This is a genomic window from Streptomyces sp. HmicA12, from assembly GCF_000373565.1.
GTDB lineage: Bacteria > Actinomycetota > Actinomycetes > Streptomycetales > Streptomycetaceae > Streptomyces.
In genome coordinates, this window is sequence record NZ_KB891850.1 from 156,559 (window position 1) to 178,223 (window position 21,665).

Annotated in this window: 14 protein-coding genes; 2 read left to right on the forward strand and 12 right to left on the reverse strand. The window is 70.7% G+C overall.

Annotated elements, in window-relative coordinates; translation table 11 throughout:
• Positions 1-130 precede the first annotated feature (130 nt).
• The gene (gene glgA / locus B072_RS0138105; RefSeq protein WP_199791138.1) at positions 131-1,315 is read left to right on the forward strand and encodes a glycogen synthase; all 1,185 of its coding nucleotides are present in this window, start codon (positions 131-133) and stop codon (positions 1,313-1,315) included.
• 12 nt (positions 1,316-1,327) lie between these two features.
• On the opposite strand, the gene B072_RS0138110 is transcribed toward glgA, so the two are convergent.
• The 3 genes from B072_RS0138110 to B072_RS0138120 are packed head-to-tail and all read right to left on the reverse strand — an operon-like array spanning position 1,328 to position 5,075.
• Entirely contained in the window at positions 1,328-3,256 is a 1,929-nt protein-coding gene (locus B072_RS0138110; protein WP_018535247.1) for a dipeptide ABC transporter ATP-binding protein, read from the reverse strand.
• Positions 3,253-4,098, reverse strand: coding sequence for an ABC transporter permease (locus B072_RS0138115; protein WP_018535248.1), 846 nt, complete (start codon positions 4,096-4,098; stop codon positions 3,253-3,255). Before B072_RS0138115 ends, B072_RS0138110 begins: the two co-directional genes overlap by 4 nt.
• Positions 4,095-5,075, reverse strand: coding sequence for an ABC transporter permease (locus B072_RS0138120; protein WP_018535249.1), 981 nt, complete (start codon positions 5,073-5,075; stop codon positions 4,095-4,097). Before B072_RS0138120 ends, B072_RS0138115 begins: the two co-directional genes overlap by 4 nt.
• Positions 5,076-5,206: 131 nt before the next feature.
• Here B072_RS0138120 and B072_RS0138125 point away from each other — a divergent pair, with 131 nt between their 5' ends.
• Positions 5,207-6,898, forward strand: a complete 1,692-nt coding sequence (locus B072_RS0138125; protein ID WP_043245480.1) for an ABC transporter family substrate-binding protein — start codon at positions 5,207-5,209, stop codon at positions 6,896-6,898.
• Between the two features lie 41 nt (positions 6,899-6,939).
• Here B072_RS0138125 and B072_RS0138130 read toward each other — a convergent pair whose 3' ends face one another.
• The 9 genes from B072_RS0138130 to B072_RS0138170 all read right to left on the reverse strand — a co-directional run bounded on the left by B072_RS0138130 (position 6,940) and on the right by B072_RS0138170 (position 21,577).
• The gene (locus tag B072_RS0138130; protein WP_051127388.1) at positions 6,940-8,199 is read right to left on the reverse strand and encodes an IS701 family transposase; all 1,260 of its coding nucleotides are present in this window, start codon (positions 8,197-8,199) and stop codon (positions 6,940-6,942) included.
• A 43-nt stretch (positions 8,200-8,242) separates the two neighbouring features.
• On the reverse strand, positions 8,243-10,405 hold the full coding sequence (locus B072_RS0138135) for an AGE family epimerase/isomerase (RefSeq protein WP_018535252.1): 2,163 nt from the start codon (positions 10,403-10,405) through the stop codon (positions 8,243-8,245).
• Positions 10,402-12,507, reverse strand: coding sequence for a glycogen debranching protein GlgX (gene glgX / locus B072_RS0138140; RefSeq protein WP_018535253.1), 2,106 nt, complete (start codon positions 12,505-12,507; stop codon positions 10,402-10,404). The genes B072_RS0138135 and glgX overlap by 4 nt, the downstream gene beginning before the upstream one ends.
• An 89-nt stretch (positions 12,508-12,596) precedes the next feature.
• Positions 12,597-13,313: an SDR family oxidoreductase gene (locus B072_RS0138145; protein WP_018535254.1), complete on the reverse strand. Its 717-nt coding sequence runs from the start codon at positions 13,311-13,313 to the stop codon at positions 12,597-12,599.
• Positions 13,314-13,347: 34 nt separating this feature from the next.
• Positions 13,348-14,688, reverse strand: a complete 1,341-nt coding sequence (locus tag B072_RS0138150) for a sugar phosphate nucleotidyltransferase (RefSeq protein ID WP_018535255.1) — start codon at positions 14,686-14,688, stop codon at positions 13,348-13,350.
• Between the two features lie 202 nt (positions 14,689-14,890).
• The gene (locus tag B072_RS0138155) at positions 14,891-18,676 is read right to left on the reverse strand and encodes a multifunctional oxoglutarate decarboxylase/oxoglutarate dehydrogenase thiamine pyrophosphate-binding subunit/dihydrolipoyllysine-residue succinyltransferase subunit (RefSeq protein ID WP_026246740.1); all 3,786 of its coding nucleotides are present in this window, start codon (positions 18,674-18,676) and stop codon (positions 14,891-14,893) included.
• A gap of 240 nt (positions 18,677-18,916) precedes the next feature.
• Positions 18,917-20,023 carry a HAMP domain-containing sensor histidine kinase gene (locus tag B072_RS0138160; protein WP_051127389.1) on the reverse strand — a complete coding sequence of 369 codons (1,107 nt, stop codon included), beginning with the start codon at positions 20,021-20,023 and terminating at the stop codon, positions 18,917-18,919.
• 32 nt (positions 20,024-20,055) lie between these two features.
• The gene (locus B072_RS0138165) at positions 20,056-20,793 is read right to left on the reverse strand and encodes a response regulator transcription factor (RefSeq protein WP_018535258.1); all 738 of its coding nucleotides are present in this window, start codon (positions 20,791-20,793) and stop codon (positions 20,056-20,058) included.
• A 94-nt stretch (positions 20,794-20,887) separates the two neighbouring features.
• Positions 20,888-21,577: a spermidine synthase gene (locus B072_RS0138170; protein WP_018535259.1), complete on the reverse strand. Its 690-nt coding sequence runs from the start codon at positions 21,575-21,577 to the stop codon at positions 20,888-20,890.
• Between the last annotated feature and the right edge of the window lie 88 nt (positions 21,578-21,665).

Genomic DNA, 21,665 nt, shown 5'->3' on the forward strand with positions numbered 1-21,665 from the left:
TCCTGATGGTGGGGGGATTCGCGACGTTCGCGTGGCATCTCGATTCGGCCGGAGCGGGAAGAGCGGTTCCGGTGAGCAAGGAGAACTCCGAATTCGGCGGGTGCTGCTGACCATGGCGGCGGGCCGCCGGGTGGACATCCTCACCCGTGAATACCCGCCCGAGGTCTACGGCGGCGCGGGAGTCCACGTGGCCGAGCTGTCGCACAGCCTGCGCCGGCTCACGGACGTACGAGTGCGATGCCTGGGCGGGCCCAGGCAGGAGAAGAACGTCACGGCCTACGGTCTCGACCGTGAACTCACCGACGCGGACGCCGCGTTGGGGTTCCTCGGAGCGGACCTGGCCATGGCGCGCGACTGTGCCGGCGCGGGAGTCGTGCACAGTCACACCTGGTACGCGAACATGGCCGGCCACGTCGCGCGCACCCTGCACGGCGCAGCCCACGTCATGACGATGCACAGCCTGGAACCGCTCCGCCCCTGGAAGGCGGAGCAGTTGGGAGGGGGCTATGCGCTGTCGAGCTGGATGGAGCGCGCGGCCATCGGCGCGGCGGACCGTGTCATCGCGGTCTCCGCGGCGATGCGCGAGGACGTCCTGCGGGTCTATCCGCAGGTCCCGCCGGAACGGGTGCGGGTGATCCACAACGGCATCGACACGGACGCGTACCGGGCGGACCACGGCACGGACGCGCTCGACCGGTACGGCATCGACCCGGACCGGCCGTACGCGCTCTTCGTCGGCCGCGTCACCCGCCAGAAGGGGTTGCCGCACCTGTTGCGCGCGGCGTTCGCCCTGCCGCCCGAGGCGCAGCTCGTGCTGTGCTGCGGGCAGCCGGACACCCCGGAGATCGCCGCCGAGGTGGCGGCGCTCGTAGAGGAACTGCGCGCCGTACGCGACGGAGTGTTCCGCGTCGACGGAATGCTGGACACCACGTCCGTACGTCAACTGCTCACCCACGCGCGCGTGTTCGTGTGTCCCTCGGTGTACGAGCCGATGGGCATCGTGAACCTGGAGGCGATGGCGTGCGGCACGGCGGTCGTCGCGTCGGCCGTCGGGGGCATCCCCGAGGTCGTCGCCGACGGGCAGACGGGCACGCTGGTGCCGTTCGACGCGACGCCCGACGCCACGGGCGAGCCGTCCGACCCGGAGAAGTTCGCCGCACAACTCGCCGCGGCCATCGGTGAGTTGCTCGGTGACCCGGGACGGGCCGGGCGACTCGGCGCCGCCGGGCGCGAGCGGGCCGTCACGCACTTCTCGTGGGACCGCGCCGCCGCGCGGACCATGGAGGTGTACGCGGAGGCCGTGGCGGCACGCTGAGTGCCGCCGGGGTCAGTGCACACGGGGATGCCCCTTCGGAGCCGGAAGGCTCCCGAGGGGCATTCTCCGTGGTGGCGGCGCCGGGACGGCGGCCAGCAGGGCGCGGGTGTACGGGTGCCGGGGGCGGGTGAACACCTCGTCGACGGTGCCGGACTCCACGGTGCGCCCCTCGGACATCACCACCACCCGGTCCGCGAGCTGCCGGACGACGGCGAGGTCGTGGGAGACCAGCAGGCAGGCCGGCGCGTCGGGCCGGGCCTTCAGCGCGCGCAGCAGAGCGATGATTCCCGCCTGCACGGAGACGTCCAGCGCGGAGACCGGTTCGTCGAGCAGGAGCAGGTCCGGGCGGACCGCGAGGGCGCGGGCGAGCGCGACGCGCTGGCGCTGGCCGCCGGAGAGCTGGTGCGGGTGCCGTCCGGCGGTCTCCGGGTCCAGGTCCACCTGGGTCAGCAACTGCCTTGTACGGGACTCGATCTCGGGGCGCGGTGTGCGCTGGGCCTGCATCGGTTCCGCCAGGATCCGGGCGATCGTCATGCGAGGGTCCAGGCTCGCCGCCGGGTCCTGGAGCAGGATCTGGACGCGGCCGCGCAGGCGGTGCCGCTCCGCCCGGGTGAGCGTGGCCGTGTCCTGGCCGAGGATCTTGACGCGGCCCGACTCCGGTGCGGTCAGGGCGATGATCCGGGCCAGGGTGGTGGATTTGCCCGCGCCCGATTCGCCCACCAGCGCAACGGTTTCGCTTCGCCGGACGGTGAGGTCGGCGTGGTGGACGGCTCGGTGGGTGCGGTAGGTGGCGGTGAGGGCGGTGACTCTCAGGGCCTCAACCGGGCTGGCGGGGCGCGGTTTTGGCGGGGGTGAGGTGCGGTAGTGGGGGGTGCGGTCGGGGTGGTGGCAGGCTGTTTGGTGGATGCGCCCAGTCGCCGTGGGGGGTTTCTCGATCGTCGGCGGCTTGCGCGTCGTTGTGGTTGCGCGCGCCCTGCGGCGGAGCCGCTGATCGGTACTGCCCCGCGCCCCTGCGGGGCGCTCCCTCAGCTCGGGGATCGTGGTGGCGCACTCCGGACCTGCCACCGGGCACCTCGGTGCGAACGCGCAGCCCTCGTTCGCCTCGCCCGGCGACGGGGGCGTCCCCGGCATCTGGGCCAGCGCGTGGACCTCGTCGAGGCGCGGGGTCGCGGCCAGCAGGCCCACCGTGTACGGCATCCGGGGGCGGGTGAAGAGCGCGTCCGTCGGGGCGCTCTCCACGACCCGGCCCGCGTACATCACCGCCACCCGGTCCGCGGTGTCCGCCACCACCCCCAGGTCGTGGCTGACCAGGAGCAGCGCCGCCCCGGTCGCCGCCCGCGCGTCCCGCAGGGCGGCCAGCACCCCGGCCCGCACGCCGGCGTCCAGCGCGCTCGTCGGCTCGTCGGCGACGATGACGTCGGGGCGGCCGGCGACCGCCATCGCGATCATCGCGCGCTGGCGAAGTCCGCCCGAGAGCTCGTGGGGGTGGGCGCGGGACACCCGCAGAGGGTCGGGCACCCCGAGCTCCGCGAGCAGCTCGACCGCCCGGTGCCGCGCCGACCGCCGTCCGGGGCGCGGCCGTTCGTGGATGCGCAGCACCTCGCCGATCTGGTCCCCGATCCGGTGCACCGGCGTGAACGCGGCCAGCGGGTCCTGGAAGACCATGGCGACGCGGCTGCCGCGCAGCCGGGCCAGGTCGCGTGCGGGCAGGCCGACCAGCTCCGTGCCGAGCAGCCGCACCGAACCGCGTACCGTCGCGCCGTGCGGCGGCAGACCGAGCGCGGCGAGCGCGGTGAGCGTCTTGCCCGCGCCGGACTCGCCGACCAGGCCGAGCACCTCACCCCGGTGCAGCGTGAGGTCGACGCCCCGCACGGCCGCCCGGTCGGCGCCGAACTCCACGTGCACGTCCCGCAGTTCGAGGACCGGCTCCGGTGAGCTCATGCCGGTACCGCCCGTGCCGCCGTCGGATCGAGCGCCGACCGCAGCGCCTCCCCGACCAGGTTGACCGCGAGCACGAAGCAGAGCAGCAGGCCGGTCGGGAAGAAGAACATCCACGGGTACGTGAGCGCCCCCTCCGTGCTGTCGGCGATGAGCGTGCCGAGGGACACGTCCGGTGGCTGGATGCCGAAGCCGAGGTAGGACAGGCCCGCCTCGCTGATCACCGCCCCGGCCGTGGCGATCGTCGCGTGCGTGATCAGGAACGGGGCCAGGTGCGGCAGGATGTGCCGGCGCACGATGCGCAGCGGACGCACACCCATGTACCGGGCCGCCGCCACGTACGGGCGCTCGCGCAGCGACCGGGCCGTCGCCCGCACCGCCCGCGCCGTGAGCATCCAGCCGAGCGCGGCCAGCAGCCCCGCGTACGCGAGCCAGCCCGTGTTCCGCAGCGACGGCGCGACGACCACCAGGACCAGGAACCCCGGCACCACCAGGAGCAGATCGGTGAGGAAGGTCAGCACGCGGTCCGGCCGGCCGCCGAAGCAGCCCGCGCACGTGCCGACCAGCGCCGCGAACGCCGTGCCCGCGAGCGCGACCAGCAGGCCGATCAGGAGCGACTTCTGCAGCCCGCGCGCGCTCTGCGCGAACACGTCCTGCCCGATCCGGTTGGTGCCGAACCAGTGCCCGCCGCCCGGCGGTGCGCTCAGCGCCGCGTAGTCGACGTCCGTGGGGGAGTACGGGGACACGTACGGGCCGAGGAACGCGTACAGGAACAGCAGCGCGATCAGCGCGAGGCCGGTCAGCGCGCCCGGCGAGCGCGACAGGACCCGGGCGGCGCCCGTCACCGGCGCACCCTCGGGTCGAGGGCCAGCAGCAGCGCGTCGGCGAGCAGTCCCGCGAGCAGCACCGTCACGGCCGCGAACAGACAGACCGCGACGACCGAGTTCACGTCACCCTTCTGTGTCGCGTCCAGGAACCAGCTGCCCATGCCGGGCCAGCCGAAGATCTGCTCCGCGAACACGGAACCGGTGAACAGGGTGAGGAAGCCGAAGGAGAAGAACGTCGCCATGGGGATGAGCGAGACCCGCAGACCGTGCCGCAACAGCGCCCGGCCGGGGGTCAGCCCCTTGGCCTGGGCCGTGCGCAGATGGTCGGCGGCCAGCACGTCCAGGGTCGCGGCCCGCTGATAGCGGCTGTAGGAGGCGATCGCGCCGAGTGCGACGGTGGCGGCGGGGAGCAGCAAGTGCGCGCCCCTGTCCCGGAGTTGGGGCAGAATGCCGTGGGCGGCGCCCGGGGTGGACTCGCCCGTGTAGCGGATCACCGTGTGCCCCACGCCGTCGTTGACGGAGAGCGCCCCGTCCTTGAGCAGCAGGGCGAGTACGAACGTCGGGACCGACAGCACCAGGAAGGAGAGGACCGTCATCGCGCGGTCCGGCAGCCGGCCCCTGCGCACCGCCGCCCACACGCCCGCGAGCACCCCGATGCCCGCCCCCGCCACGGTGCCGACGAGCAGCAGCCGCACCGACACCCCGACGCGCCGCCCGAACTCGGCGTTCACCGAAGCCCCGTCGAGCGTGCGGCCGAGGTCCCCGTGGAGCGCCCGCCACGACCAGTGGCCGAACCGGTCGAGCACCGGGGCGGAGTCGTCGAGGCCGAGCGCGGACAGCTCGTGGTCGACCGCCGACGCGGGCGGGCGGGGCGTGCGGTCCTCGAAGTAGGCGCGCGGACTCAGCGCCGCGGACGCGACGACGTACGAGACGAGGACGGAGGCGAGAAGGAGGGCGACGCTGCGGATGATGCGCCGGAGCACGCGGCCGGCCATGCGCCTCCTTGTCGGTCGTGCGGCAGGCGATGTTCATGAGCGCGATACATGATGATGTTACGTTCAACTGCGGCCATTTGTTGGTTAGTTGTGGGCATTTGGTGATCCTTTGCATTCACTTGGAGGCTTCCGTGAGCCGGTTACGTCGACTCGGCGCCGTCGTCGGGCTGGCCGCGGCGACGGCACTCGCGGGATGTACCGGCTCCGGCGGCTCGTCTGAACCGCAACGGTCCACCGCGGCCGCCGAGTTCGGCGCCCAGGACATGGGGGCGATGCCCGTCGACCGGCTCCGCGACGGCGGCACGCTCACCCTCTCCACCACGGCCTGGGCCACCCAGTTCAACTTCCACCAGGTCGACGGCGGCACCGACACCGTGGCGGAACTCGCGAGCCTGGTCGAGCCCAGCCTCTTCCTGCGCGACGCCAAGGGCGTGCCGCGCCCCGACCCCGACTACCTCGTCTCGGCGAAGGTCACCGGCACCGCGCCGCAGACCGTGATCTACCGGCTCAACCCCAAGGCCCGCTGGTCCGACGGGAAGCCCGTCGGCGCCGCGGACTTCGCCGCGCAGTGGCAGGCCCTGGGACGGGGCGACGACCGCTTTCACATCGCCGACCCGACGGGCTACGACCAGATCGCCTCGGTCACCGAAGGCGGCGACGCCCACGAGGTGAAGGTCGTCTTCCGCGCCCCGTACGCCGACTGGCAGCGCCTGTTCACGCCGCTGTATCCCGCCTCCGCGATCTCCACCCCCGAGCGGTTCAACAAGGGCTGGATCGATCAAGTCCCGGTCACCGCGGGCCCGTTCAAGGTAGGGAAGCTCGACCGCACCACCGAGACCGCCACCGTCGTCCGCGACCCCGACTGGTGGGGCACCCGCCCCCGGCTCGACCGGATCGTGCTGCGCACCCTGCTCCCCGACGCCGCGCTCCAGGCCTACCGGAACGGCGAGATCGACACCACGAACGCCGCCACCACCGAGGACTACGCCCAGCTGAAGAACGCGGAGCGGAGCGAGATACGCACCGGCTCCGCCTGGGACGAGGTGCACGTCGCCCTCAACGGCGCGCGCGGCCCGCTGGAGGACATCGATGTCAGACATGCCGTCCAGCGGGCCGTCGACCGGCAGGCGCTGGCGGACGTCGCGGCCAAGGGGCTGCCCGTCGGCGTACCGCTGCTCGGCAACCACATCTTCATGACGAACCAGCCCGGGTACGCCGATCACTCCGACCCCTGGGGCACGTACGACCTCGCCGAGGCGCGCCGCCTCCTCGACAAGGCGGGCTGGAAGGAGCAGGGCGAGGGCGAGCCGCGCACGAAGGACGGCAAGGAACTGCGGCTGCGGTTCGTCATCAGCACCTACACCAACCGGCTCGGGCTCGACCTGTCGCAGCTGATCCAGTCGATGCTCGCCCGCGCCGGTGTCCAGGTCGACATCGTGAAGGTGCCCGCGAACGACTACTCGGCGAAGTATCTGAACCAGGGCAACTTCGACCTCGTCATCTTTCGCTTCACCGGCCTCAGCTACCCCGGTCAAGCCGTCTCGATCTACGAACGGCCGCACGGCGCACAGTCGTTCCTCAACTACGGGCGGGTCGGCGACGCCACCGTCGACAAGCTGCTGCGCCGGGCCGCGAGCACCCTCGACAAGAAACGAGCCACCACCCTCTACAACCGGGCGGACGCGGAGATCTGGCGCCTGGGTCACGACATCGAGCTGTACCAGCGACCGCAGATGATGGCGGTCCGCGCAGGGCTCGCCAACTACGGCATCCCGGGGCTCGGCGACATCGACTGGACGAAGGTCGGCTGGGCCGGGACATAGCCGTGGCCGCCCCCGGGGCGGGGCGGCCACGGCCGGGTGGTTCAGACCGCCGATCCGCTGAGCACCCGCTCCGGCCTGCGCACGGCGGCCTGGCGGAGCGTCGCGTACCCGAGCGCCGCCGACGCCAGCGTGACGTGGTGGTGCCAGCCGCGGAACGAACGGCCCTCGAAGTCACCGAGCCCGAAGTCCTCGTGCAGCCGGCGCAGGCCCGTGTCCGCCAGGGACCGCAGCTGGGCCAGGGGCAGCGCCTCGGCGAGCCTGCGCGCGGGCAGGTTCGTCAGCCAGTACGCCCGCGGCTCGGGCCGCCCGAACGGCCAGTCCGTGACCAGGTGCCGCGGGCTCTGGCGGTGGGCCGGCACGGCCCGGCCGCCCGTCGGTGCCGCGCACAGCAGCGCGGGCGTGGACAGGAACTGCGAGCGGTACCGGCGCTCGGTCACCCGGTCCTGCCAGCTGACCGGGGTGCGCTCGGACCGCCGGGCCACGTGGGCGGCCAGGTCGGTGACCGTGCCGCGCACCGCGGGCAGCGCCGAGTGCGGCCGGGGCATGGTGACGGCGGTGCGCGGCGACACCTGCACGAGATAGCCGAGGCCGCGCGCCTCCAGGCCGTGCAGGAGCGGCTCGGTCTCGGTCTCGTGGCGCCAGTCGGCGAGCACGGGCCGCGGGTCGAGCAGCCACTCCTCGGTCATCTCGTCGACGGCTTCGAGCACGGACTGCCAGCGCGGTCTGGACTGCTCGTGCGCGGGCACGTGCGCGGCCTCCCGCAGCCGCTCGTCGCGGTCCCAGCGGGGTGGCAGCAGCAGCCGCCAGTTCACCGGGAGGCCGCCGCCGGCGCCCACCAGGGAGACGGCGCAGGCGAGTTGGCAGTTGACGGTGCGTTCCTGGGAGGGAGCGTACTGACGGGCCACGCCCACCGAGCGGTCGCCGTTCTTGACGAAGACGACCTCGTCCACCGACCAGGCCTCGGTCTCGAAGGCGTCCGCGAGCCGCAGCGCCGTACGCCGGCGCACGGGCCCGCAGTCCCACGGGCTCTGGTGCACGAACTGCTGGAGCTGCTGCACGGCGGGCCGCCCGAGCACGTGCTCGGAGATCCGGGTGGGCGTCTTGCGGCCCGGAACGGACAGCAGGCCGCGCAGATAGACCTCGCCCCAGCGCCGCTGGTCGGACCGCGCGAGCTCCCGGAACAGGTCCCGGCAGTACGCCTGGAAGGAGAGGGGCGCCGGTGAAGACGGGCGAGTGGGAGGAGAGACAGGAGAGGGACGAGAGGGACGAGAGGGACGGGAGGGAGGAGACGGAGAAGACACAGGGCCCCCAGGACGGTGCGGAACGGGTGAGCGGAGCGGGGATTCAGTCATGGGCGCACGCGTCCCCGCCCTCCAGCAGGAAGGCGTCGGTGGACAGCAGCGCGTCGGCGACGTCGGGCAGCGCGCAGCCGACGATCACGAAGTCCACGTCGAGCCCGGCCTTGGTCCGCTGGAAGAGGAGCTCGTTGATGGCCGGGCGGCACATCGACGTGACCTCGCACAGATGGAACTCCACGCGCAGCGGCTCGGCCGCCATCACCTCGCTCAGGATCCGCCGGAACTTCTCCAGCTCGGTGGTGTCGATGACGCCGTCGCAGCGCACGTGCGCCGTGCCGCCGTCGAACTCCGTCCGCATCCGCAGCCGCATCTGCGCGGGCTCCAACTCGACGCGTACGCGCAGCGGTTCGTCGCCGACGGGCAGCCGGACCGTGAGCTCCTTCGCGTCGAAGTGGTGGTGCGGCCGGCCGTCCACCCACACCCGGGTCAGCTCCACCGAGCCGGCCGGCAGCAGATCGGGCGCCACCCGCAGCGTGCGGTCGGGCAGGTCGCCGGGGCGCGGCCTGAAGTGCAGGGTGAGCGGGTCGTTGCTGATCAGCAGGCCGGTGTAGGTCGCGGCCAGGTAGCACAGCTCGAGGGAGTGGTAGCCCGCCATGGAGTGGCTGCCCTTGAGCCGCTCGGTGCCCAGCAGGAACGGGATGCCGTTGGCCTGCACGTTGAAGTAGACGCCGCCGTCGTCGTAGTCGAGGAAGAAGGCGTTGTGGAAGGAGGCCGCCTCACGCGCGAGCCGCAGCTGCTCCGGGTCGTTCGTGGTGCCCGCCAGGATCAGATAGGCGAGGATCGCCTGCTCCTGCTGCCACCACGCCTTGCGGTCGTGCCACACCATGCGGTGCATGCCGCTGTCCGGATCGGCCCTGCGCTCCACCACGTCGTACCAGCCGCCGCGCAGCTGGTCGCTGCCGACGGCCGGCATGATCTCCGCGATCCGCTCGGCGAGCGTGCCGTAACTGTCCTTGTCCACCAGGGACTTGATGCGGGTCAGGTTCCAGGCGATCTTCAGGTTGTGGCCGACCACGGCCCGGTCCTGCTGCCAGCCCCACGTGCGGTCGGGCGACCAGTCGGCGTGGAACCGCTCCTGCACGAAGGGGCTGTTCGGCTCGTCGGGGAACCGCTCGACGATCGTGTCCGCGGTCTCTTCGAGGAGCGCGGCGAAGTCCTCGCGCCCCGTGGCCAGATACGCGTTGATCAGATAGGCCGGTGCGTGGTCACCGATCGAGTTCCAGTTCTTGCGGGACCGGTTGGGGCCGAGCGAGTCGGCGTGCGGGTCGAGCGTGATCGGGTCGATGTGCGAGAAGAACCCGCCCTGCTCACGGTCCCTGAAGTACTGCTCGAACAGGGCCACCGTGCGGTCGATGTCGTCGAGGATGCGCGGGTCGCCGGTGACCCGGTAGGTCTGGGTGGGCCCGGCGAGCGCGTAGATCTGCTCGTACATCGGGATCGCGTCGACGTCGTCGCCGAACACCGAGGCGTAGACCTTGCGCTGGCCGGTCGGGGTGACGTCCATGCCGTGGTACCAGTAGACGATCCCGTCCTGGTCGTCCGCGACCCGCATGTGCTCGCGCAGATACTCCGTGCCCGACTCGGCGGCGTCCAGGAACCGGTCCTCGCCGGTCAGCAGGTACGCGGTCGACAGGCCGTACACGAGCCGGGAGATGGTGTCGGTCTCCTGGCGCACGTCCTCGCCGTCGAAGTCGGGCAGGTGCGTGCCGTGCAGGGTCAGCTGGGTGCGGAAGTTGCGCCAGTCGTACTTCCCGTCGGGGAAGTGGCCGCGCAGATAGAAGTCGGCGACGGCGGCCGCCTGCTGGACCCACCACGCCGGGTGCTCGAAGACGTAGGAGCCGCGGTGCTCCTCGGGGAAGGTGATCTCCTTCGCCTCGAAGCGCTCGCCGTCCTCCCACTCGTAGGCGACTCCGTACGCGTAGAGGTAGCGGCCCTCGGCGAGCATGTCCATGGTGGCGTCGGTGGTGTCGCGGTAGCCGTCGCCGAGGTTGCGGACGATGCGCGAGGAGACGTTGCGGGGCAGGTGGACCGTGAACTCACGGTCGTCGGAGGTGCGCAGACCGAACCGGCGTCCGGTGGGGCTGAAGTAGGTGACGTAACCGGCGAGAGTGTCGGAGAACGTGCGGCGACGTGCGGCGTAAGCACTCATCGGGGGCTGTCCTTCGCATCAGGCAGGGCCGCCAGCACAACGATGCTGCGGCCGGGGGCGTGGAAGGTGTGGTCGTCGTGGCGCTCCTCTTGACCGGCCGGAAGGATGTCGTGCGGGCCCGCGCGCGAGGTGTCCAGGACGCGGTGCCAGCTGTGGCCGCGGATGTGCGGCAGCTCGAAGTCGAGGCCCAGGTGGTACATGTTGAGGATCAGGTGCAGGTCGGGATCGCCGTCGAACCCGCCGAGCGTGCAGGCCAGGACCCGGGCGTTGGTGTCCTCCCAGCCGGGCTGCTCCAGGCGTGTGCCGTGCCAGACGATGTCCGGCAGCTGCCGGGAGTTGAGGCGTCCGTTGTAGAAGTGGGGTGCGCGGAAGGTGCGGTAGCGGCGGCGCAGCTCGATCACGCGCCGGGTGAACTCGAAGGTCTCCTCCTCCTTCGCGGCCTGGTCCCAGTCCAGCCAGGACGTCGGGTTGTCCTGGCAGTACGCGTTGTTGTTGCCGTTCTGGGAGTTGCGGAACTCGTCGCCCGCGAGCAGCATCGGCACGCCCCTGCTCAGCATCAGGACGCTCAGCAGGTTCTTGATCTGCCGTACCCGCAGGCGTTCCACCTCGGGGTCGTCGCTCGGGCCCTCGGCGCCGCAGTTCCAGCTGAAGTTCTCGCCCGCGCCGTCGGTGTCGGCCTCGCCGTTGGCGTGGTTGCGCTTGTGGTCGTAGCTCACCAGGTCGTTGAGGGTGAAGCCGTCGTGGCAGGTGATGAAGTTGACGCTGTTGGTGGGCGGTTCGTTCTGCGGCCCGAACAGGTCCTCGGAGCCGCCGAGCCGCTTGGCCAGCTCGCCGACCACGCCGGCGTCACCGCGCACGAAGCGCCGCACCTCGTCGCGGAACGGGCCGTTCCACTGCGCCCAGCGTTTCCCCGGGAAACGGCCCACCTGATAGAGGCCGCCGCCGTCCCAGGGCTCGGCGATGATCTTCGTCTCGGCGAGCACCTTGGACAGCTCGATCGCCCACAGCACCGGCGGCACCGCCATCTCGTAGCCCTGGTCGCCGCGCGCGAGCTCGGAGGCCAGGTCGAAGCGGAAGCCGTCGATGTGGTGCTCGGTGACCCAGTACTCCAGGGACTCCTGGATGAACTTGGCGACGAAGGGGTGGTTGGCGTTCACCGCGTTGCCGCAGCCGGTGAAGTCCATGTAGTGGCTGCGGTCCTGCGGCCACAGGTGGTAGTACGCCTCGTTGGCCTGGCCGCGGAAGCTGATGGTCGGCCCGAACTCGTTGCCCTCGCTGGTGTGGTTGAAGACGACGTCGAGGATCACCTCGATACCGGCCCGGTGGAACGCCTTCACCATGTCCCGGAACTCCGCGATGTGCGTGTTCAGATGGGGCGAGGTGCAGTAGCCGGTGTGCGGGGCGAAGAAGCCGTACGGGTCGTAGCCCCAGTAGTTGTGCAGCGGGGTGCCGTCCGGGCTGTCGCGCAGCACCTGGGTCTCGTCGAAGTCGAAGACGGGCAGCAGCTCCACGGCGGTGACGCCGAGCCGCTTCAGGTGCGGGATCTTCTCGATGACCGCGGAGAAGGTGCCCGGGTGCGCGGCCCGCGAGGTCGGCGAGGCCGTCATGCCGCGCACGTGCATCTCGTAGATGACCGTGTCCTCGATGGGCGTGCGCAGCGGCTGGTCGCCCTCCCAGTCGTAGTCGCCCAGGTCGACGACGAGGCTGCGCATGCACGTCTCGACGTTGTCCTGCGCGCCGATCGCGAGGGTGCGGTTCCAGCGGGAGTTGATGTTGGCGCGGGCGTACGGGTCGAGCAGCACCTTGCGGTGGTCGAAGCGGGTGCCGGCTCGCTTGGGCTCGCGCGGCCCGTCCATCCGGTACGCGTAGACCTGCCCGGCGCCTATCCCGGCGACATGGCAGTGCCAGAAGTGGAAACTGCGGTGCTTGTCCCGCTGGAGGTGGATGGTCTGCGAGGGGTGCGGATCGTCGCAGTGGTCGAAGAGCAGCAGGTCGACGTGGGTGGCGTGCTCCGAGAAGACGGAGAAGTTGACTCCGCCGTCGACGACGGTGGAACCCAGCGGCTGGGGGCGTCCCGCCGTGATCTGCGGCGCCTCGGTCATGGTGGTCTCCGGTCTCGCGGCGAAAGGGCGGTGGGCGGTGGCGCGTCGAGCGGCGGTCGGGTCGGGGTGCGGTCGGGTGGCGGGCCGCCTCAGGCGACGGCGCGGACCGGTACGGGCTCGTCCGTGCTGAGCCCGGCGAACAGTTCCTCCCAGTCGCCGGGGGCGCTGCCCGCGCCGTTGCGCATCTCGAAGGTCAGCCCCTTCGCGGACGGGCAGTACAGGGCCTGGACGCAGGCCTCCGCCACGTCCTGCAGCGCGACGTAGCCGTCCCTGCGGTCGCCCTGTTCGAGGTGGATGCGGCCGTCGTCGGCGGAGACCGTGCGGTCGGTCAGCCAGCCGGGCCGGACGATCGTGTAGGCGAGGCCCGAGGAGCGCACCGCGTTCTCCCCGGCGAGCCGCCAGTCGAGCATCCGCCCGTACGCGTTCATCGGGTGCTCGGGGCGGGTCACGTGCCGCTGGCTGACCAGCACGAACTGGGCGGGCTCGAAGCCTTCCTGGCGGCGCAGCGCGTCCAGGGTGTTGAGCACGCCCGCGTGCAGCGTGCTCCGCGGGCTGTCGGGCCCCGAGGTGTCGGTGCCGGACTCCACCGTGTACACGACGGCGGAGCAGCCGTGCAGTGGGACGGGCAGGGTGTCGGCGTCACGGACGTCACCGAGGAAGAACTGGGCGCGGGGCGGCAGATGACGCTGGGCGCGCTGGGCGCTGCGGCCGATGACCCGGACCGTCTCCCCACGGTCCAGGAGTTTGCGGGTGACGATCCGGCCGACCCGGCCGGTACCGCCGATCACGGCGATGGCAGTGTTCACGGATCTCTCCAGAGGGGGCGCGGGGGCGGACGGGTCACACCCACTGCAAGATGTCGTCGGAGCTGGTGAGTTGGGTGCCGCTGGGCACGCCGGAGACGGCGGGTACGCGCAGCCGGGGATAGACGCTGACGCCGGACAGCCGGGTCCCGGACCACAGCTGGGCGCCGTCCCCCACGGCGGACAGGGCCTCCAGGCGCACCGGGGCCCGGGCGTCGGAGCGCACCTGCGCCATCGGGCCGACGTAGGAGTCGCTGATGTGCGCGTACGCGCCGATGACGGCGGAGTCGCCGAGCACGCTGCCCTCGACGTGCACGCCTTCGTGCAGGTCGACGCCGTCCCCGACGTCCGTCGAGCGCAGCCGGACGCCGGTGCCGATCTCCACGTGCCGGCCGATGCGCACCCCGGGGCCGATGACGACGCTGCCTTCGGCGATCTTCTGGGCGAGGGTGGTGCCGGTGATGTGGTCCTTGGAGCGCAGGCTGGACTCGTGGATCCAGTACCGCGGGTCGGTGCTGAGCGGTGTGCCGAGCGCCCGGTCCAGCTGCGGATAGAGGCCGCCGAGCGCGTCGCCGAGCGTGCCGAGGTAGTCGCCTATGTTGCCGAGGTCGCCCAGCCGCGCGATGGGTTCGACGGCCACCGCGTGGCCGAGCCCGACGAGCCGGGGCAGCAGGTCGTTGCCCCAGTCGAGGCGCTGCTGGGCGAGGCGGATCAGTTCGGGGGTGCGCGCGGCGAGCCGGAGGCGGGCGCAGTCGATGAGGTACATCCCGGCGTTGGTGGCCAGGGCGCGGGGGCCCTGTGGCTGGGTGATCTCGGGGAACTCCCGCTCGATGACGGAGAGTTGGGGCTTCTCCAGGAAGCCGCAGACCAGATGTTCCGCGGTGGTGCGCATGACGCCGTACTTGCCGGCGATCTCCTCGGGGGCGCGGGGCACGGCGGCCACGGTGACCATCGCGTCGGTGTCCCGCTGGGTGGCGAGCAGCCGGTCCAGCGAGAACTCGAACAGCGAGTCGACGGGCAGGACGAGTGCGGTGCCCGTCAGGTTCCACTGCTCCAGGTTGTGCAGGGTGGCCGCGCCCGAGCCCACGTTGTACGGGTCGAAGCGGGCCCGTGAGTAGTCGATCTCCACGCCGTACCGCTCGCCGTGGCCCAGGACGAGCTTGATCTGACTCCGGTTCTCAACTCCCTGTGCCACTACATGGAAACGGCGTATGCCTTGGTCGCGGCAGGCCTCGACGATCCACTCGATGAGCGGCCTGCCGGCGAACGGAATAAGCGCTTTGCTGCGGATGTAGTCGGCGGACTGGAGGGTGATGGGCTTCGCCCGTTCCCCCCGACCGCCGGCCAGGATGATGCCGACCGTGCTGTCGTCCCCCATCGCGCTGTCCTGCCTTCCAGGCCGACTTGTCGATGCGACAGATTCAACAACTTCTGTCATGTGGAGTCAAGTGACTTGTAATTTACGCAGGTTGGAGAGGTCCGAGTCAGTCAAGTCCGGGCGCGCGGGGCATGCGAAAGGGCCGGGCCCCGGGTCATGAAGACCCGGGGCCCGGCCCCGACTTTCGTACTGCTGACGAGACTTACGCCTCGAACACCTCACGCACCAGCTGCTCCTGCTCGGCCTGGTGGCGCTTGGCGGAGCCGACGGCCGGGGACGAGGAGTGCGGCCGCGAGATGCGGCGCAGGCGCTCGCCGTGCGGGATGTCGGCGCCGACCGCCAGGTCCAGGTGGTCGATCAGGTTGAGCGCGATGAACGGCCAGGCACCCTGGTTCGCCGGCTCCTCCTGCGCCCAGATGTACTTCTCGGCGTTCGGGAACTTGCTGATCTCCGCCTGGAGTTCGGCACCCGGCAGCGGGTACAGACGCTCGACGCGGATGATCGCGGTGTCGGTGTTCCCGCTCTTCTTCCGCTCGGCCTCGAGGTCGTAGTACAGCTTGCCCGCGACGAAGACGACCTTGCGGACCGCGTTCGCGTCCACCGTGTCGTCGCCGATGACCGGACGGAAGCCGCCCGTCGTGAACTCCTCCACCTTCGACGCGGCGGCCTTGAGGCGCAGCATCGACTTCGGGGTGAAGACCACCAGCGGCTTGTGGTGCGGGTTGTGCACCTGCCACCGCAGGAGGTGGAAGTAGTTCGACGGGAGCGTGGGCATCGCGACCGTCATGTTGTTCTGGGCGCAGAGCTGCAGGAAGCGCTCGATACGGGCCGAGGAGTGGTCCGGGCCCTGGCCCTCGTAGCCGTGCGGGAGGAGCAGGGTGACGCCGGACGTCTGGCCCCACTTCTGCTCGGCGGCCGAGATGTACTCGTCGACGACGGTCTGCGCGCCGTTGACGAAGTCACCGAACTGCGCCTCCCACATCACGAGGGACTCGGGACGCGCCAGCGAGTAGCCGTACTCGAAGCCCATGACCGCGTACTCGGAGAGCAGCGAGTCGTAGACGTTGTAGCGGGCCTGCTCGGGCGACAGGTAGAGCAGCGGGGTGTAGTCCTCGCCGGTCTGCCGGTCGATCAGCACCGCGTGGCGCTGGCCGAACGTGCCGCGGCGCGAGTCCTGGCCGGAGAGGCGGACCGGGGTGCCCTCCAGGAGGAGGGAGCCGAGGGCGAGGGTCTCGCCCATGCCCCAGTCGATCGTCCCGTCCTCGATCATCGACGCGCGGCGCTGCAGCTGCGGCAGCAGACGCGGGTGGACGGTGATGTTGTCCGGGATGTTGACCTGGGACTCGGCGATGCGCTTGACGACCTCCTGGGAGATCGCGGTCTGCACCGGCACCGGGAACTCGGCCTGCGGCGCCGCGGCCTCGGCCTCGCCCGGGTGCGAGACGGCCTCGCGGACCTCGGTGAAGACCTTCTCCAGCTGGCCCTGGAAGTCCTGCAGCGCCTGCTCGGCCTCTTCCAGCGTGATGTCGCCGCGACCGATGAGCGACTCGGTGTAGAGCTTGCGCACCGAGCGCTTCTTGTCGATCAGGTCGTACATCAGCGGCTGCGTGAACGCCGGGTTGTCCGACTCGTTGTGACCGCGGCGGCGGTAGCAGATGAGGTCGATGACGACGTCCTTGTTGAACGCCTGGCGGAACTCGAAGGCCAGACGGGCAACGCGGACGACGGCCTCGGGGTCGTCGCCGTTCACGTGGAAGATCGGCGCCTCGATCATGCGGGCCACGTCCGTGGCGTACATGGAGGAGCGCGAGGACTCCGGGGCGGCCGTGAAGCCGACCTGGTTGTTGATGACGATGTGGACCGTGCCGCCCGTGCGGTAGCCGCGCAGCTGCGACATGTTGAGCGTCTCGGCCACGACGCCCTGGCCCGCGAAGGCCGCGTCACCGTGCAGGGCGACCGGGAGGACGGTGAAGTCCGTGCCGCCCTTGTTGATGATGTCCTGCTTGGCGCGGACGATGCCCTCGATGACCGGGTCGACCGTCTCCAGGTGGGACGGGTTGGCGGCCAGCGAGACCTTGATCTGCTCGCCGTCCAGGCCGGTGAAGGTGCCCTCGGCGCCCAGGTGGTACTTCACGTCGCCGGAGCCGTGCATCGACTTCGGGTCGAGGTTGCCCTCGAACTCGCGGAAGATCTGCGCGTACGACTTGCCGACGATGTTCGCCAGGACGTTCAGGCGGCCGCGGTGGGCCATGCCGATGACGACCTCGTCGAGGCGGGCCTCGGCGGCGGAGTCGATGACCGCGTCGAGCAGCGGGACGACGGACTCGCCGCCCTCCAGCGAGAAGCGCTTCTGGCCGACGAACTTCGTCTGCAGGAAGGTCTCGAAGGCCTCGGCGGAGTTCAGGCGGCGCAGGATGCGCAGCTGCTCCTCGCGCTCCGGCTTGGAGTGCGCGCGCTCGATGCGGTCCTGGATCCACTTGCGCTGCTTCGGGTCCTGGATGTGCATGAACTCGACGCCGGTGGTGCGGCAGTACGAGTCGCGCAGCACACCGAGGATGTCGCGCAGCTTCATCATCGACTTGCCGGCGAAGCCGCCGACGGCGAACTCGCGCTCCAGGTCCCACAGCGTGAGCCCGTGCTCGGTGATGTCCAGGTCGGGGTGCTTGCGCTGCTGGTACTCCAGCGGGTCGGTGTCGGCCATGACGTGGCCGCGGACCCGATAGGAGTGGATCAGCTCGAAGACGCGGGCGGCCTTGGTGACGTCGTCGTCGTGCGAGGCGTCGATGTCCTTGAGCCAGCGGACCGGCTCGTAGGGGATGCGCAGGGCCTTGAAGATCTCGTCGTAGAACTCGTTCTCACCGAGAAGGAGGTTCGCGACGATGCGCAGGAACTCGCCGGAGGCGGCGCCCTGGATGACCCGGTGGTCGTAGGTCGACGTGAGCGTCATGACCTTCGAGATGCCGAGCTTGTTCAGGGTGTCCTGGGACGTGCCCTGGAACTCCGCCGGGTAGTCCATCGAGCCGACGCCCATGATGACCGACTGTCCGGGCATCAGGCGGGGCACGGAGTGCACGGTGCCGAGGCCGCCGGGGTTGGTCAGGGAGACCGTGACACCGGTGAAGTCGTCCATGCCGAGCTTGCCGTCGCGGGCGCGGCGGACGATGTCCTCGTAGGCCTGCCAGAACTCGAAGAAGTTCAGCGTCTCGGCCTTCTTGATGCCCGCGACGACCAGCTGACGGTCGCCGTTGGGCTTCACGAGGTCGATGGCGAGGCCGAAGTTGATGTGCTCCGGCTTGACCAGCGTCGGCTTGCCGTCCTTCTGGGCGAAGGAGTAGTTCATCGACGGCATGGCCTTGATGGCCTGCACCATCGCGTACCCGATGAGGTGCGTGAAGGAGATCTTCCCGCCGCGGGCGCGCTTGAGGTGGTTGTTGATGACGATGCGGTTGTCGAACAGCAGCTTCACCGGGACGGCGCGCACGGACGTGGCCGTGGGGACCTCGATGGAAGCGTTCATGTTCTTCGCGACGGCGGCGGCGGGACCGCGCAGCGTCACGAACTCGGGGCCGGCAGGGGCCTCGGTCGTCACTTGTTCAGCCTTCTTCGGTGCAGGAGCAGGAGCAGATGCCGCGGGAGCGGCGGCCGGCTTGGGCGCGGCGGCGGGCGCGGGCTTCGCGGCGGGCGCCGGTGCGGCGGGCGCCGCGGGTGCCTGAGCGGCGGGTGCCGGCGTGGCCGGGGCGGGGGGCGTCTGGGCCGGCTGCGGCGCAGGCTCAGTCGGCGCAGCCCCCGCGGCTGCGGCACCGGGCTTGTAGTCGGCGAAGAAGTCCCACCAGGCTCGGTCAACCGAATTCGGGTCCTGGAGGTACTGCTGATAGATCTCGTCGACGAGCCACTCATTGGGACCGAAGGCGGCAGCAGGGTTTTTGCCCTGCCCGGCTTGGTCGGTCTCGGTGGAGATGCTCGAGTTACTGGGGGACTGTGGCGACACGGCGTGAACCGCCCTCTTCCGCTTCTCACAAGGTGATGGACAGCGGGAATAAAGGCTACGCCTCCATCAGCGGGACGTGCAGACCGGGCCGGTGATCCGTCACGTAAGTCACACTGGAAGTCGTGTTTCGGGCCCGGAAATGGCGGGAAACAACCGAGGTTCTGCATGCTGAGATCGCGCGCCGGGCGTGTTCGGGTACGCCAGGGCGCGGCTTGACCTCCGCCTGACCGAAACCCTACGTCAACTTTGCGGTCGGGGCTCTCCCGGAAGAGTGACCTTGATCCGGCAGCCCCGCTCGGATTCGGCCACGCCGATCCGGCCGCCGTGGAGGTCCACGGCCCAGCGCGCGATGGCGAGGCCGAGGCCGGTTCCGCCGTCGCCCTTGCCGCTCGACCCGTTGTCCTTGGTACCGCGGTTGAAGCGCTCGAAGACCCGGTGCCACTCGGACTGCGGGATGCCGGGACCCTCGTCCTGCACCTCGAGCTCCAGGGACTCCGGGTACAGGCCGCGACGGGCCCGCACCGTGACCCGGCCGTGCGGCGGGGAGTGCTTCACGGCGTTGTCGATGAGATTCGCCACGACCTGGTGGATGCGCTCGGGGTCGGCGTGCCCGGTCAGCTCCGGCGGGGAGACGTCGAGGTGGAGATGGACGTCCGTACGCGTATGAGTACCGGACCCGGAGGCGATGCCGGCGCGCTGCGAGACGGCCATGTTGGCCTCCTTCAGCACGCCCGACAGGTACGGCCAGACCTCGAAGCGCCGTGCCTTGAGCGGTACGACACCGTTGTCCAGCCGTGACAGGTCGAGCAGCGTCTCGACGAGCCGTCCGAGCCGCTCCGTCTGTTTCAGCGCCGTGCGCATGGTCTCCGGGTCGGCGGACATGACGCCGTCCACCACGTTCTCCAGGACCGCGCGCAGGCCCGCGATGGGGGTGCGCAGCTCGTGCGAGACATTCGCCACGAGTTCCTTGCGCTGGTGGTCCTGGGCGGCGAGCTCGTCGGCCATGCGATTGATGGTGACGGCCAGGTCGCCCAGCTCGTCGCGGCGGTCGGCACCGCTCACGCGCCGCGTGTAGTCCCCGTTCGAGATCGACCGGGCCACCGTGTTCATCTCGTCGAGCGGCGCGGTCAGCGAGTGCGCCACGAACTGCGTGATCAGCAGGGTCGCGATGATCGAGAACACCGTGATGAAGCGCAGCTCGGTCGCCGTGTACATCGCCACCATGAGCAGGCCCGTGGTGATGAAGACCGAGACGACGACGAGCGTGCCGAGCTTCGCCTTGATCGAGAAGGGCCGTAGGCCACCGGTCGCCCAGTACGGGTTCAGCGGCGGCTTGAGCGGCTTCATCGGCTTCGCGTGCGGTGCCCGGTCCCCGAGGCTCATGGCGTCGGCGTCTCCAGCGCGTAGCCGACACCGTGCACGGTGCGGATGCGCTCCGCGCCGATCTTCCGGCGCAGGGCCTTGATGTGGCTGTCGACCGTGCGGGTGCCCGAGGCGTCCGCCCAGTCCCACACCTCGGCGAGCAGCTGCTCGCGCGAGAGGACCGCCCGCGGGGTGTTCGCCAGGCAGACCAGCAGGTCGAACTCGGTCGGCGTGAGGTGAACATCCTCACTCCGGACGCGGACCCGGCGCTGCGCGTGGTCGATCTCCAGCTCACCGAGCCGCAGTATGCCGCTGCGCGGCGTCGAGGCGGCGATGGCCGCCCGCTCCACCCGGCGCAGCAGGACGTGCACGCGGGCCGCGAGCTCCCGCATCGAGAACGGTTTGGTCATGTAGTCGTCGGCGCCCACGCCGAGCCCGACCAGCATGTCGGTCTCGTCGTCGCGCGCGGTCAGCATCAGCACCGGAACCGGTCGCTGTGCCTGCACCCGACGGCATACCTCCAGGCCGTCGAAGCCCGGCAGCATGATGTCGAGGATCAGCAGGTCGGGCTGCCATGCCTCGGCCGTGTCCACCGCCGCCGGGCCGTCCTGCGCGGTTTGCACCAGGAATCCCTCGGCGCGTAGCCGGGCGGCGATGGCGTCCACGATCGTGGGGTCGTCCTCGACGACCAGGACCCGTCGCTGGGCACCGGCCGTGGCCGTGTTGCCGTTGTGGGAGGTGTGTGTCTGCTCCATCGCCCCGCCCCTGAATGCGCGCCACCGTGGCGCGCTTGACGCTTGAATGATCTGGGTTTCGGGCCTCAGCGTACGGGGAGTTACCGCCGGTCGGCTACGCGGCCCGTACTGCGACGTGCACCACGTCGGGTACGCCTCGGACAACCGGGATCTCTTCGGTGCGGACCCGTCGGAATCCGGCATTCCGCAAGGTTCCTTCGAAATTTGCGGAGGGCTGTGCGGACCAGACGGCGAGAACTCCGCCGGGGTTGAGGCGGGCCGCGCAGGTGGCGAGGCCGGCCGGGGAGTAGAGGCTCGCGTTGTCCTCGGTGACAGTCCAGTCCGGGCCGTTGTCGATGTCGAGGCACAGGGCGTCGTAGGTGTCCGGGGTGGTGTGGAGGTGCCGTACGAGGTCGGCCTCGACGATTTCCGTCCGGGGGTCGGCGACGGCCTCGGCGGAGAGGGGGCGCAGCGGTCCCGTCAAGTGCCAGTCGATGATGGCCGGTTCGCGTTCCACGACGGTGATGCGGCCCCAGGCGGGGTTCGCGGCGGCGTGCGCGAGGGAGAAACCGACGCCGAGTCCGCCGATGAGGACGCCGGGCTTCTCGGCGCGGGCGGGGTCGATCTCTGCCAGGGCCGCGTCGACGAGCAGGCGCTCGGAGCGGCCGTCGGAAGTGTCCATCAGGAACGTGCCGTTGGCGATGATCTGGAGCAGGTCCCCGTGCCGACGCAGCACGACTTCGCCGTACGGCCCTTCGCGACGGTCCAGGACGACAGGGGCGGTTTCCGGGGGCGCGGTGGTCATGGGGGCATTTTTGCGGACGGGTCGGGTGAGGGGCGGCACTTTTCGCCGTCGGGTGCGGGTGGAGTGTGGCTGGTCGCGCAGTTCCCCG